This is a genomic window from Enterobacter sp. AG326 (genome assembly GCF_004362415.1).
Taxonomy (GTDB): Bacteria; Pseudomonadota; Gammaproteobacteria; order Enterobacterales; family Enterobacteriaceae; genus Enterobacter; species Enterobacter asburiae.
The window spans coordinates 1164353-1178423 of the sequence record NZ_SNXG01000001.1 but is presented as its reverse complement, the minus strand read 5'-3'; the positions used below and the strand labels follow the sequence as shown (position 1 = coordinate 1178423).

Here is a 14071-nt window from a genome sequence, read left to right as displayed (position 1 = left end):
CCTGCTGGCCCCTTTTTTGTGTCTCGCAGATTCTCACAACTCACCCGTTTTGGTGTACTCTTGCCGCCCTGGCATGAGGATAATAATGAATGGACATGACTTTTTTACGCGCCAGCTTTCTGGCTATGCTTTTTTTCCTGGCCGCGTGTGACGATTCCGCGCCCGTGGCGAAAGCCGACGCACCCGCCGCGACGGTGCTCGAAGGCAAAACGATGGGCACCTTCTGGCGCGTTAGCGTAATGAACCTCGATAAAACACGCACAGATGAGCTTCGCGGCAAAATCCAGTCTCAGCTGGATGCCGACGATCAGCTGCTCTCAACCTATAAAAATGACTCGGCGCTGATGCGCTTTAACCTCTCCACCAGCACCTCCCTGTGGCCGGTGAGCGAGGCGATGGCCGATATCGTGACCGAATCTATACGCGTGGGTTATAAAACCAACGGCGCGATGGATGTGACCGTCGGACCGCTGGTAAACCTCTGGGGATTTGGCCCTAACAAACAGCCGGTGACCACCCCTGAGCAGGCGGCCATTGATGACGCCCGCGCCAGGACAGGGCTGCAGCATCTGACGGTGATCAATCAGTACGGACAACAGTACCTGCAAAAAGATATCCCCGATCTGTTTGTCGATCTGTCGACGGTTGGGGAAGGCTATGCGGCGGATCATCTTGCAGCGCTGATGGCCCAGGAAGGCATTTCCCGCTATCTGGTCTCCGTGGGCGGCGCGTTAGTCAGCAGGGGGATGAACGCCAGCGATAAGCCGTGGCGCGTAGCGATTCAAAAGCCGACCGATCGGCAAAATGCCGTGCAGGCGATAGTGGATATCAACGGACATGGCATCAGTACCTCCGGAAGCTACCGAAACTATTACGAGCTTGACGGGAAGCGTATTTCACATGTTATCGATCCGCAGACCGGCCGTCCCATCACGCATAACCTGGTCTCGGTGACGGTCATTGCCCCCACCGCGCTGGAAGCGGATGCCTGGGATACTGGCTTAATGGTTCTCGGCCCGGAAAAAGCCAAAGAGGTGGTTCGTCAGGAAGGGCTGGCGGTTTATATGATCACCAAAGAGGGCGACGGGTTTAAAACCTGGAGCTCGCCGCAGTTCAACAGCTTCCTGGTGCGCGACAAAAATTAAAAAGCAAGGTTGCGGGTTTTTTATCAGTGGCACTCAGGCAGGCTCTATGTATGCTTACAAGAGGAGCCGATAATGAGAAACTCAACCTTTATTACCGATGAGGATCGCTGGCAGGCCGTGCTGGCCCGCGATCCGCTCGCTGACGAACAGTTTGTCTTCGCCGTGCAGACCACGGGTATTTTCTGCCGCCCGTCATGCCGCGCCCGCCACGCGCTGCGTAAAAACGTCCGCTTTTATCCCGATGCCCGCCATGCCGTTCAGGCAGGGTTTCGCCCGTGCAAGCGCTGCATGCCGGACAAACGCGATCCGCAGGCGCAGAAGCTGGCAAAAGTGGAACACGCCTGTCGTCTTTTGGAGCAGGAAGCCACGCTAACCCTGGAGGGGCTGGCGCAGCAGGTGGCCATGAGTCCTTTCCATTTCCATCGTCTGTTTAAGTCCGTGACCGGCATGACGCCAAAGGCCTGGCAGCAGGCGGCGCGAGGCCAGCGCCTGCGCACCGCGCTTGCAAAGGGAGACAAAGTTACCGACGCCGTTCTGGCGGCGGGGTTTCCCGACAGCAGCAGCTATTATCGCAAAGCCAACGATGCGCTGGGCATGACGGCCAGGCAGTACCGCAAAGGGGATGCGGCAGTGCGTTATGCCATTAGCGACTGTTCGTTAGGACGCTGTCTGGTTGCAGAAAGCGAGCGGGGGATCTGCGCGATCCTGCTGGGTGACAGCGATGCGGAATTAGCCGAAGAGCTTGCCGCGCATTTTCCAAAAGCAGCGCATGCGCCGCTGGAAGAGGATTTCGCGCGGCGGATCCAGCAGGTGATTGCCAGTATTGATAACCGCGATGTACCGCTTGCGCTGCCGCTGGATATTCGCGGAACCGCCTTCCAGCAGCGCGTCTGGCAGGCCCTTCGCAACATCCCCTGCGGCGAAACGGCAAGTTACCGGCAGGTGGCGCAGGCGATTGGTCAACCCAATGCGGTACGCGCCGTTGCCGGAGCCTGTGCGGCAAACACGCTGGCGATTGTGATCCCCTGTCATCGCGTGGTTCGTAACGACGGCGCGCTGTCGGGTTACCGTTGGGGGACGGCGCGAAAAGCGCTATTACTGAAACGTGAGGCGAAACGCCAGGAGGGATAATGCTCGATCTTTTTGCGGATGCTGAACCCTGGCAGGAGCCGCTTGCGCCGGGGGCGGTGATCCTGCGCCGCTTTGCACTCTCCCGTGCGGCGGCGCTGCTTGCCGGTATCGACGAGGTGACGGCGGTTTCGCCTTTTCGCCATATGGTGACGCCGGGCGGCTACACCATGTCGGTGGCCATGGCAAACTGCGGCGAACTGGGCTGGGCGACGAACGAGCGGGGCTATCTGTATGCCCCGAACGATCCCGCTACCGGCCAGCCGTGGCCCCCGATGCCTGCTGTTTTTCAGGCGCTCTGCCACGAGGCCGCCGTAGCAGCGGAGTATCCTGACTTTCGGCCGGATGCCTGCCTGATTAACCGCTACGCCGTCGGCGCGAAGCTCTCGCTGCATCAGGACAAGGATGAACCCGATCTGCGCGCGCCTATCGTCTCGGTATCGTTAGGTCTGCCTGCCGTCTTCCAGTTTGGGGGATTGCGCCGTAACGACCCGCTCAAGCGCATCATGCTGGAACATGGCGATGTGGTGGTGTGGGGCAGGGCGTCGCGACTTTACTATCACGGCATTCAGCCGCTGAAGCCCGGGGTTCACCCGCTCACGGGTGAGTACCGTTATAACCTGACCTTCCGTCAGGCGGGGTACAGTAAACTAAAATAAGAATTATTCTTGATGTCCGCGCAGGGCAGTTTACACTGCTGGCTGATTTTTATTGTCCGGATTGCCTGCATGCAACTACTTCTCCTTGTCTGGCGTCAGTATCGCTGGCCCTTCATCGCAGTAATGGCGTTAAGCCTTGCCAGCGCCGCGCTGGGTATTGGCCTGATCGCGTTTATTAACGTGCGGTTGATTGAAATGGTCGACACCTCGCTCTCCGTATTGCCGGAGTTTCTCGGCCTGCTGCTCCTGTTGATGGCGGTTACGCTCGGTTCCCAGCTGGCGCTGACCGCGCTCGGGCACCATTTCGTTTTCCGTTTGCGCAGTGAGTTTATCAAGCGGATCCTCGATACTCAGGTAGAGCGCGTTGAGCAGCTCGGCAGCGCTTCCCTGCTGGCGGGGCTGACCAGCGACGTGCGCGCCATTACCATTGCGTTCGTTCGTCTGCCGGAGCTGGTGCAGGGGATCATTCTGACCTTTGGTTCGGCCGCTTATCTCGCCTGGCTCTCCAGCAAAATGCTGGCGGTGACCGCGCTGTGGATTGTCATTACCATCTGGGGCGGCTTTATGCTGGTGTCGCGCGTCTACAAACACATGGCGGTGCTGCGCGAAACCGAAGATAAGCTCTATAACGATTACCAGACGGTACTGGAAGGACGCAAAGAGCTCACCCTGAACCGCGAGCGCGCCGAGCATATCTTTAATCATCTCTATATCCCGGACGCGCGCGAGTACCGCCATCATATTATTCGCGCCGATACCTTCCACCTGAGCGCGGTGAACTGGTCAAACATTATGATGCTGGGCGCCATTGGCCTGGTATTCTGGATGGCAAACGGCCTGGGCTGGGCGGACACCAACGTCGCGGCAACCTACTCGCTGACGCTGCTGTTTTTGCGCACGCCGCTGCTCTCGGCGGTCGGCGCGTTGCCCACCCTGCTGAGTGCGCAGGTGGCATTTAATAAGCTCAAAAAATTCGATCTCGCGCCGTTTAAAGCCGAATTCCCGCGCCCGCAGGCCTTCCCGAACTGGCAGACGCTGGAGCTGCGTAACGTCACGTTCCGCTATCAGGACAGCGCCTTCTCCGTGGGGCCGGTCAACCTGACGATCCGGCGCGGTGAACTGCTGTTCCTCATCGGCGGCAACGGCAGCGGTAAATCTACGCTGGCGATGTTGCTGACCGGACTCTATCAGCCGCAGTCGGGCGAGATTTTGCTGGACGGCAAGGCGCTGAGCGCGGAGAAGCCCGAGGATTACCGCAAGCTTTTCTCGGCGGTGTTTACCGACGTCTGGCTGTTCGATCGGCTGCTGGGGCCGGAAGGGCAACAGGCCAATCCTGCGCTGGTGGAAAAATGGCTGGCGCAGCTGCAGATGTCGCACAAGCTGGAGTTACAGGACGGGAAGATCCTCAATCTGAAGCTTTCCAAAGGGCAGAAAAAGCGCGTGGCGCTGCTGCTGGCGCTGGCGGAAGAGCGTGACATCATCCTGCTGGACGAGTGGGCGGCCGATCAGGACCCGCATTTCCGCCGCGAGTTTTATCAGGTGCTGCTGCCGCTGATGCAGGAGATGGGCAAAACCATTTTCGCCATCAGCCATGACGATCACTACTTCATACATGCTGACCGCCTGCTGGAGATGCGCGACGGCAAGCTGAGCGAGCTGACCGGTGAAGAGCGCGATGCGGCATCGCGTGATGCGGTAGCGCGTACGGCCTGATGCCCTCACCCTAACCCTCTCCCACAGGGAGAGGGGATAGATCGTGGCCGTAATGACGCTTTTTTCTCCATCCCGTCCCGTTGTTTATTCTTATTTACATATCCCCGCGCTATGCTTAACCCCAACTCATTTAATGGATTTATGATTGATGTCGGTATTAAAGAAAAACAGCGCCAGACAGCGTGACCAGGAGCGCGCGCGACTCATCTGGCTTCTCACGACCGATAAAGCGGTCACTTCTACACTATTAGGCAAACTCACCCTGGCTGAGCAATATGATGTCGGCACCCTGGCCGACGATATTGCTGAGGTAGGTGCGCTGGTTGCTCATTTACCCCCGCCGGATCTGGCGGATACCCTTGAAGCGCTTCCCTCAGAAGAACGTCACGCCCTGTGGCGTCTGGTGCAGGATCACGAGCGCGGGCAGGTGCTGCTTGAGGCCTCCGAAAACGTCTGGGACGACCTGATCGACGAGATGAGCGACCGGGATATTCTCGACGCGGTGCAAACCCTGGATATCGACGAGCAGATTTACCTCGTTCAGCACCTGCCGCGAAACCTGACCGGTCGCCTGCTGGCGTCGCTGCCTGCGGAGGAGCGGGCGCGCGTGCGTCAGGTGATGCACTACGAGAAAAACAGCGTCGGCGCGATCATGGAGTTCGGCGTTATCACGGTGCGACCGGACGTGACGCTCGGTACCGTGCAGCGCTATCTGCGTCGCCTGGGCAAGATGCCGGATAACACCGATAAGCTGTTTGTCACCTCCCGGGATAAAACCCTGCTCGGCGAGCTGGAGCTGAAAACCATCCTGCTCAACAGCACCCAGCGGAAGGTGAGCGAGGTGATGGAAAACGAGCCGATGGTCTTCTCCCCGGAAGACGACGCTGAGAAAGCGGCGCGCACCTTCGAACGTGACGACCTCGTCAGTGCCGCCGTCGTGGATTCCGTCGGCAAACTGATGGGGCGTCTGACCATCGATGAGATCGTTGATGTGGTATACGAAGAAACCGACAACGACCTGCGCGCGCTCGGCGGGATCAGCGCCGAAGATGACGTCCATGCCTCCGTCGGCAAGGCGGTGAAAACGCGCTGGGCGTGGCTGGCCATTAACCTGTGTACCGCGTTTATCGCCTCCCGGGTGATTGACGGGTTTGAACACACCATTTCTCAGCTGGTGGCGCTGGCCTCGCTGATGCCGATTGTCGCAGGGATTGGTGGCAACACCGGAAACCAGACTATAACCATGATCGTCCGCGCCCTTGCGCTGGAAAATATTCAGCCAGGTAACTTTTCGTGGCTCATTTTTAGAGAGATGGGCGTCGCGCTAATTAACGGCCTGGTGTGGGGCGGGATTATGGGCGGCATCACCTGGTGGCTGTACGACGATATGGCCCTGGGCGGCGTGATGATGCTGGCGATGGTGCTGAACCTGCTGGTAGCGTCGATAATGGGCGTGATTATTCCGCTGACGATGACCAAACTGGGGCGCGACCCCGCGGTGGGGTCGAGCGTGATGATCACCGCCATCACCGATACCGGCGGTTTCTTTATTTTTCTTGGGCTGGCGACGATTTTTCTGCTTTAAGCCGACGCTTAATACGGGCGGGGAGGAGTGCCATGACGATAATCCCGCCCAGCACGCCAATCGCCAGATTGCCGGTTGATACCGTGGCGGCTACGGTGACCAGCATGACGACCGTTTCTGCAATCGGGGCCGTTTTCACCGTGGCTGGCTGAAGGCTGTGCCAGCTGAAGGTTTTGACGGCGACAATTGCCATAATACCCGCTAGCACCGCCATCGGGATATTGGCCATAACTTCGCTGAGCGCCGTCACCAGGATCAGCAGCACAATGCCCGCCGCAATCGTTGAAATGCGGCTTCGACCTTTCCCCATCTCCACGTTGACGATGGTTTGTCCGATCATCGCGCAGCCTGCAATCCCGCCATAAAATCCGGCCAGAATATTGCCGACGCCTAATCCAATGCTTTCGCGGCGTTTACCTGACGGTGTCGCAGTCAGCTCATCCACCAGCTTTGCCGTCAGCAGGGATTCCAGCAGGCCGACAAAGGCGATGCTCAGCGCGCACGGCCAGATAATGCTCAGCGTCTGCACATTGAGCGGGACCAACAGCTCGGTAAGACCCGGCAAACCGCCGCTCATGGAGCCTTCATCGCCCACGGTCGGCAGGATTTGACCGGTTGAAACGGTGAACACGGTAAGCACAACAATCGCAATCAGCGGGGAAGGGATGCTTTTGATATAGCGCGGCACCCACAGCACGATCAGCAGCGTCAGCACGAACAGGCCTACAATCAGCGGGCTTCTGCTCCAGAAATGCGGCACCTGAGCGAAGAAGATCAAAATGCCCAGGGCGTTAACAAACCCGGTCATGACCGACTGAGGTATAAAGCGCATCAGCCTTGCCATGCCCAGCACGCCAAACAGAATCTGAATCACGCCCGCCATCAGCACGGCGGGAAGAATGTACTGTACGCCGTGCTGATGCACCATTGGTCCAATAACCAGCGCCACGGAGCCGGCCGCTGCCGTGACCATCGCCGGGCGACCACCGAGTACCGACAGGGCAAGACACAGCACCACGGAGGCGATCAGGCTGACCTTCGGGTCAACGCCCGCCACCACCGAAAATGAGATGACTTCGGGGATCAGCGCCAGGGCGGTAATCACGCCTGCCAGCGTTTCACGCGTCAGCTGCTTAGGGGAACGCAGCACGCTGGCTACGCGGTCTTCGGGGGATACGGCAGAATGGGGTAAGGACATAACAGTTCGCTGGTTAGGGCAGGCTTCCGTGCGCGCGATCGCAAAACGCAACATACTAGCCAGTAAAACCGTGCTTTACCAGACGCATCGATAATTCCTCACAAACAATCCATCATTAAATTTCACAATTACAATAATTTCGTAACCTTTAAACAATATTTAAAAGTTGTTACCGTGCCCCCGCAGCTTTTTTCACCTGCAATTTCCACGCATCAAGCACTTTTACACTAAGGCATAAATTATGAAAAAAATGACTGCCATGCTCTTTTCTCTGGCCGTGGGGCTTAACACCGTCTCCATGGCGGCGAAAGCTGACGCACCAAAAGAGCAGGAAACGGACGTCCTTTTAATTGGTGGCGGTATCATGAGCGCCACGCTGGGAACCTATCTGCAAGAACTGCAGCCGGACTGGTCTATGACCATGGTCGAGCGCCTTGATGGCGTGGCGCAGGAGAGTTCGAACGGATGGAATAACGCCGGTACCGGACATTCGGCACTCATGGAACTGAACTATACGCCGCAGAAAAAGGACGGTTCCATTAGTATCGAGAAGGCGGTAGAGATCAACGAAGCATTCCAGGTTTCTCGCCAGTTCTGGTCTCATCAGGTCAACAGCGGCGTGATGCACGACCCGCACTCCTTCATCAACACCGTGCCGCACATGAGCTTTGTGTGGGGTGAGCAGAACGTCAACTTCCTGCGCGCGCGCTACGCCGCTCTGCAGCAGAGCACGCTGTTCCGCGGGATGAAATACTCTGAAGACCACGCGCAGATTAAAGAGTGGGCTCCGCTGGTCATGGAAGGTCGTGACCCGAACCAGAAAGTGGCGGCGACCCGTACCGAAATTGGTACCGACGTTAACTATGGTGAAATTACCCGTCAGCTGGTGACGTCTCTGAAGAAAAAAGAGAACTTCAACCTGCAGCTCAGCACCGAAGTGCGCGGTTTCAAGCGCAACGCGGATAACAGCTGGAGCGTGACCGTCGCCGATCTGAAAAACAACGAAGCCGAGCACGTCATCAAGGCGAAGTTTGTCTTTATCGGTGCGGGCGGCGCGGCGCTGAAGCTGCTGCAGGAGTCCGGTATTCCGGAAGCGGACGACTACGCGGGCTTCCCGGTGGGCGGCCAGTTCCTGGTGTCCGATAACCCGGAAGTGGTGAATCGTCATCTGGCAAAAGTGTACGGCCAGGCTTCCGTTGGCGCACCGCCGATGTCTGTTCCGCATATCGACACCCGTATGCTTGACGGCAAACGCGTGGTGCTGTTTGGGCCGTTCGCGACCTTCTCCACCAAGTTCCTGAAAAATGGCTCCCTGTGGGATCTGCTCAGCGCCACGACCACCTCTAACGTCAAGCCGATGATGGACGTGGGTCTGGATAACTTCGACCTGGTGAAATACCTGATTAGCCAGGTGATGCTCTCTGACGACGACCGCTTCGAGGCGCTGAAAGAGTACTATCCGCAGGCGAAAAAAGAAGACTGGCGTCTGTGGCAGGCGGGTCAGCGCGTACAGATCATCAAGCGCGATCCGAAAGAGGGCGGCGTGCTGCGTCTGGGTACCGAAGTGGTGAGCGATAAGGATGGTACCATCGCCGCGCTGCTGGGTGCGTCACCGGGCGCGTCTACCGCTGCGCCAATCATGCTGCACCTGATGGAAAAAGTGTTTAAAGACAAAGTCGCCAGCCCGGAATGGCAGGCGAAGCTGAAAACTATTATTCCATCCTACGGCACGAAGCTGAACGGCAACGTGAGCGCGACGGAGCAAGAGCTTGAATACACCAGCCGCGTACTGCAGCTGCAATACATCAAGCCACAGGCTGCGGATGCTGCGCCAAAAGCGGAGCTGAAGCCTCAGCCGGAAAACAAACCGGTTGCGGATATCGCGCTGTAAGGTAAAAGCAAAACGGTAACATCCGTTACCGTTTTTAGTGTTTTCTCCCTCTCCCAGAGGGAGAGGGGGGGGTGAGGGCACCAGAGCGCACCCTTTCCGGGTCGGGTAAGGCGAAGTCGCCACCCGACTTATTTTTAACGTACTACCGCTTGTCCGACGTTCTCGTCCGCCTTCCACACGCGATACTTCACTTCCACGTTTTCAGGCGTATAGACCACGATCGGCAGCTTGCTGTTGTAGCGCAGCAGGCTGTTGTTGCCCAGATACGCAGTCACAAATTTCTTCTCTTTCTTGCCGTCCGGGCAGGCCATCATGGTGGAGACCGGAGAGGTCACTTTGTCAAAGACGTAATAGTCGTAACCCCAGCCTTCCAGGGTTTTACTTTCCAGCTGACCGCCCAGACGGTGCTGGTTGCAGTCCACTTCCAGCGTCTTGCCAATTAACAGTTCCACTTTAAAGTTCGCTTCATCCTGCTGAACCGGCAGTTGAATCACCTGACGCTTCATCCCTTTGTCCGCCTGCGGGTACGGAGCCACTTTTTCCAGCGGCTGCTGTTTTGGGGTTTCGCTGGCGAAAGCGCTGCTGCTGACGCACGCGGCGGCGATGAGGGCGATGGCAAATTTAGGTGCGTTTTTCATTGTCATTCCTTTATGTCAAAACGATCCTGCGCAGGTTAACATAACAACGATGAATGACCGGTGTTATTTACTTACATTTTCACTGTCAGTAGCGTTATGCGCTTTTAATTTGCCTTTTTAGTGGTTGTTTATGCTGGTGTGGAGTCGGGTGCCAGTTCGTGTTATTTTAGACCATATATATTGTTATTCATCTGTAAAAGGGAAGAGAGATGGTTCGTGCAAAACTGAAAACGCCTGAAGGCCGCAAGTTCCTCCTGGCGCTGCTGGTCGTATTTATGATTGCTGCCGCGTGCGTGGGGCGGGCAACCATTGTTGGCGTTATCGAACAGTACAATATCCCCCTCTCTGCCTGGACAACCAGCATGTATGTTCTGCAGTCGGCGATGATCTTCGTCTACAGCCTGGTGTTCACCGTTCTGCTGGCCATCCCGCTGGGCATTTTCTTCCTGGGCGGACGTGAGAAGCACTAAGCGCGGACTCGCAATAGCTAAGCCATCCTGCCGGATGGCTTTTTTTATGGTCTCATCCCACTCTCCTCAGGTTTTTTTAATTCGCGATATTCTATCCTGTAAGCATTCAGGCAACTGTTTTTAAAGCAGGAGCGGTAGATGCGTTCCAGATTTCCAGTGCTCAGTCAGATCCCCAAAGGCGTCTGGGTTGTGGGGGGGGGCAGTATGCTGATGGATATCTCGTCAGAGAGTATTCACAGCCTGCTGCCACTTTTTATGATGACCACCCTCGGTACGAGCGTGCTGTTTATCGGCCTGATTGAAGGGCTGGCGGAGGCCACTGCGCTTTTTATTAAGGTCTTTTCGGGGGCGATCAGCGACTACCTGGGTCAACGTAAGGGGTTGGCCCTGTTAGGGTATGGCCTGGGGGCGCTAAGCAAACCTCTTTTCGCATTAGCGTCCTCTTCCGGGATGGTTTTAGGCGCACGTCTCATGGACCGTACGGGGAAGGGAATACGGGGTGCACCGCGGGATGCGCTGGTTGCAGACGTCACGCCGCCGGAAATGCGTGGTGCGGCATATGGTCTGCGTCAGTCAATGGATACCACAGGCGCATTTCTTGGTCCATTACTGGCCGTGAGCTTAATGCTGTTGCTGGACAATGATTTTCGCACTGTTTTCTGGATAGCTCTTATCCCCGGTCTGCTTTCAGTTGCCTTGCTCTATTTTGGCCTTCAGGAGCCGAAAACTCCCCTCGAACATAAACGTACTAATCCCATTAAACGAGAGAATTTAAGGCGGCTGGGGAAAGCGTGCTGGTGGGTGATTGGCCTTGGTGCAGTGTTCACGCTTGCCCGGTTTAGCGAGGCTTTTCTTGTACTTCGCGCGCAGCAGTCGGGCGTTCCTCTGGCCCTTATTCCGCTGGTGATGGTGGTCATGAACGTACTCTATTCCCTCTCGGCTTACCCTTTTGGCAAACTTTCTGATGGCATGAGCCACACCCGACTTCTGCAGTGGGGGCTAATGGTGCTGATTGGTGCAGATGTTGTTCTGGCGCTGAGCAGCCACTGGATGGGAGTCATTTTAGGCGTCGCGCTTTGGGGGATACATATGGGTATGACCCAGGGATTACTGGCGGCAATGATCGCTAAAACCGCACCGCCCGATCTGCGCGGCACGGCTTTTGGTATTTTTAGTCTGGTAAGCGGCGTGGGATTATTAATCGCCAGCGTGGGGGCAGGCGCGATATGGGAATCGTTTGGCGCGGAATATACGTTTTATGCCGGAGCGGTGATTTGTCTGGCTACGCTAGTGTATCTGCGCAAAACGCCGGACGAGGCGAAATAAAAAACCAGCCATCAGGCTGGTTTTCAGTGTGTTTTTGGTCGGCACGAGAGGATTTGAACCTCCGACCCCCGACACCCCATGACGGTGCGCTACCAGGCTGCGCTACGTGCCGACGCATAAAAAGAATACTACTCGATTCCGTTTTGAATGCAAGGGAATCTGTCGCTAACTGGTTTATTATTAATCAGTTAGCGATGAAGCGCTTCTCATCCGTCAGGACCTGAAGCAGCAGGCTCAGCTGCGGTTTCTGATCTTTCAACCGTTCACCCTGCAGATTATACGTCTGATAATTCCCGTTGCTGTTCAGAACCAGCGTCAGCTTCGGCGTGGTGACTACCAGCGTATTATTCCCCGCCGCCGTCACCCAGCTGTGGCGGCGCGCGGCGCTGAAGAGATCCTGCCCCTGCGAATATTCGTTTGCTGGCGTGCTGACGTGCAGCAGGCGTTGCATCAGGGTAGTCATCACATCTTTATGCTCGGTGAGCATATTGATGCGCTGCGCCGGGGTGCCAGGCCAGTGGATCACCAGCGGAACCTGCAGATTCGGGCGAGACCAGCTCATACTCTTCGTCTCGTCACCTAGCGGGATGCCATGGCCCGCGGTCACGATCACCACGGTGTTGTCCAGCTTGCCCGACTCGCGAAGCGCGTCAAGCACGCGGCCTATCTGCGTATCAACGTCGCCAGCCGCGCGACCGTAGCGGCGCGCAAAGTCACTCTTATTGCTGTCAGCAAGCGTTGTGCCGTTAAAGGCAACCCATGAGAACCAGCGGTTATCTTCCTGGGCGTAGCGCTGCAGCCAGTTTATCCATTGGCTGGCGGTCTGCGCATCGGACTGTTTTTGCGCCGTCGGCAGTGAGAAATCGGACAGCAGCGCCTGGCGGTAGAGCGGGCTGTTAAAGCCATCGGAGGAGAACAACCCTAACTGATAGCCTTGCTGATTCAGCCCGGTAATCAGCGCCGCAGGCGTGCGGGTAGACAGTACGCCGTCCATATAGCCGGCTGAAATGCCATAGAAGAGGCCAAAGATGCCCGCATCGGCGGTGTTACCGGAGCTCATATGCTGAGTAAACGAGACGTTTTGACTCGCGAAAGCGGCCAGCGCTGGCATCTGCTTCTCGAAACGGGAATAGTTCAGGCCATCGACGGTGATCAGCAGGACGTTTTGCCCGCGCCCCATATCGCGGTAGTTCAGGTCGCTCAGAGGATACTGAACGCTGACGGCTTCCGGGTTACCCTGCTCGATAAGACGGCGCTGGTACTCCTGCGCATCAAGCAGGCCGTGTTTCTCGAGGAAGCGACGGGCCGTCATCGGGTACGAGAGCGGCAGGTTCGCGCGCTGCATGGTAATAGGGCGATAGAAGTTCGCATCCGCCCAGATATACATGATGTGCGAACTGATAAAGGAGACGAAAAAGAGCGCGGCGACGGGCTTCGCATAATGGCGTCGCCGGGTCAGGCTGCGGAGCTTTTGCCAGCTCCAGGTAGCGAACAGCATCTCAATCAGCAGGATCACCGGGACGCTGATAAACATCAGCTGCCAGTCACGGGCCGTTTCGTTCTGGTCGGGGTTAATCACCAGTTCCCAGACGATGGGGTTGAGGTGCAGGTGGAAGCGGGTGAACACTTCACTGTCGATAAGCAGCAGCGTCATCCCCACCGTCGCAAGAATGGCGGACAAGAACCGCATCAGACGCTGCGACATGACGATAAACGTCAAGGGGAACAGGATCAGCAGATAGGTGGCGAAAACCAAAAAGCTAAAGTGACCGACAACGCTCATCCAGGAGTAGATACGCCCGGTTAGCGTTGTTGGCCAGTCTGCGACAAACAGATAACGACAGCCAATGACCGTCGCCAGCAGAATGTTGAACAGGGCAAACCAGTGCCCCCAGCTGACCATCTGGGAGACTTTTTCACGGTAGCGCTGACGATTCGTCACCATAAACTGTTGTTCGTATCCCTTAATGGGCCGGGTCGTTGCTGACGGACGACTGTAAAGCCTGAGCGAACGATTTTGCGATCGCCTGACGCTGAGCCGGAGCAACGCTGGTGTTAATCAGGTTGGTGACCATATTTCCCAAAACCATCAGGGAGAGATCGGTCGGCGTTTTATGTTTTTCCAGTACGTTGACCAGCTCACTGAGCAGTTGTTCAACGTGTTCATCACTGTAGCGGGAATGTTGTGGCATAAATCAAAATCAGTTTGTTGATGAAAGGGCAACATATTACCGTAGCAACAGCTTTTTTTCCCCTTTTTTATCTGTTGTTGCACACATGTCCTGGTGGTGGTTGAATACCGCCCGGTCTAAAAGGAG

12 protein-coding genes and 1 tRNA gene are annotated in these 14071 nt (G+C 56.7%); 8 read left to right on the top strand and 5 right to left on the bottom strand.

Translation table 11 applies throughout. From position 1 onward, the window contains the following. The first annotated feature begins 89 nt into the window (after window positions 1-89). From apbE to mgtE, 5 genes are all read left to right on the top strand, one after another. Window positions 90-1145, top strand: a complete 1056-nt coding sequence (apbE, locus tag DFO52_RS05540; RefSeq protein ID WP_133549648.1) for an FAD:protein FMN transferase ApbE — start codon at window positions 90-92, stop codon at window positions 1143-1145. A gap of 72 nt (window positions 1146-1217) precedes the next feature. Beyond that, complete coding sequence (ada, locus tag DFO52_RS05535) at window positions 1218-2276, top strand: bifunctional DNA-binding transcriptional regulator/O6-methylguanine-DNA methyltransferase Ada (protein ID WP_133549646.1); 1059 nt, start codon at window positions 1218-1220, stop codon at window positions 2274-2276. Beyond that, window positions 2276-2932, top strand: coding sequence for a DNA oxidative demethylase AlkB (gene alkB, locus DFO52_RS05530; RefSeq protein ID WP_133549644.1), 657 nt, complete (start codon window positions 2276-2278; stop codon window positions 2930-2932). The genes ada and alkB overlap by 1 nt, the downstream gene beginning before the upstream one ends. A gap of 69 nt (window positions 2933-3001) precedes the next feature. Next, window positions 3002-4645, top strand: coding sequence for a multidrug ABC transporter permease/ATP-binding protein (locus DFO52_RS05525; RefSeq protein ID WP_059347832.1), 1644 nt, complete (start codon window positions 3002-3004; stop codon window positions 4643-4645). A 148-nt stretch (window positions 4646-4793) separates the two neighbouring features. Continuing rightward, window positions 4794-6230 (top strand): magnesium transporter, encoded by a 1437-nt coding sequence (gene mgtE, locus DFO52_RS05520; RefSeq protein ID WP_023312503.1) that lies wholly within the window; start codon window positions 4794-4796, stop codon window positions 6228-6230. On the opposite strand, the gene DFO52_RS05515 is transcribed toward mgtE, so the two are convergent. After that, window positions 6193-7482: a SulP family inorganic anion transporter gene (locus DFO52_RS05515; protein WP_133549642.1), complete on the bottom strand. Its 1290-nt coding sequence runs from the start codon at window positions 7480-7482 to the stop codon at window positions 6193-6195. The genes mgtE and DFO52_RS05515 overlap by 38 nt on opposite strands. A 187-nt stretch (window positions 7483-7669) precedes the next feature. Between DFO52_RS05515 and mqo the strand changes: the two genes are divergently transcribed. Continuing rightward, window positions 7670-9319, top strand: a complete 1650-nt coding sequence (mqo, locus tag DFO52_RS05510; protein ID WP_032646585.1) for a malate dehydrogenase (quinone) — start codon at window positions 7670-7672, stop codon at window positions 9317-9319. A 134-nt stretch (window positions 9320-9453) separates the two neighbouring features. On the opposite strand, the gene eco is transcribed toward mqo, so the two are convergent. Further along, window positions 9454-9957, bottom strand: a complete 504-nt coding sequence (eco, locus tag DFO52_RS05505) for a serine protease inhibitor ecotin (protein WP_029740951.1) — start codon at window positions 9955-9957, stop codon at window positions 9454-9456. A 209-nt stretch (window positions 9958-10166) separates the two neighbouring features. On the opposite strand from eco, the gene DFO52_RS05500 reads away from it, so the two are divergent. Further along, a complete protein-coding gene (locus DFO52_RS05500) occupies window positions 10167-10427 on the top strand; it encodes a DUF2534 family protein (RefSeq protein ID WP_008500962.1) in 261 nt (86 codons plus the stop codon). A 138-nt stretch (window positions 10428-10565) separates the two neighbouring features. Continuing rightward, complete coding sequence (locus DFO52_RS05495) at window positions 10566-11753, top strand: MFS transporter (protein WP_133549640.1); 1188 nt, start codon at window positions 10566-10568, stop codon at window positions 11751-11753. Window positions 11754-11788: 35 nt separating this feature from the next. Here the strand turns inward: DFO52_RS05495 and DFO52_RS05490 are convergent. The 3 genes from DFO52_RS05490 to DFO52_RS05480 form a co-directional block, all read right to left on the bottom strand. Next, window positions 11789-11865: transfer RNA gene (locus DFO52_RS05490), tRNA-Pro, on the bottom strand. A gap of 72 nt (window positions 11866-11937) precedes the next feature. Continuing rightward, a complete protein-coding gene (yejM, locus tag DFO52_RS05485; protein WP_029740953.1) occupies window positions 11938-13698 on the bottom strand; it encodes an LPS biosynthesis-modulating metalloenzyme YejM in 1761 nt (586 codons plus the stop codon). A 19-nt stretch (window positions 13699-13717) separates the two neighbouring features. After that, the gene (locus DFO52_RS05480; RefSeq protein ID WP_008500958.1) at window positions 13718-13945 is read right to left on the bottom strand and encodes a YejL family protein; all 228 of its coding nucleotides are present in this window, start codon (window positions 13943-13945) and stop codon (window positions 13718-13720) included. Between the last annotated feature and the right edge of the window lie 126 nt (window positions 13946-14071).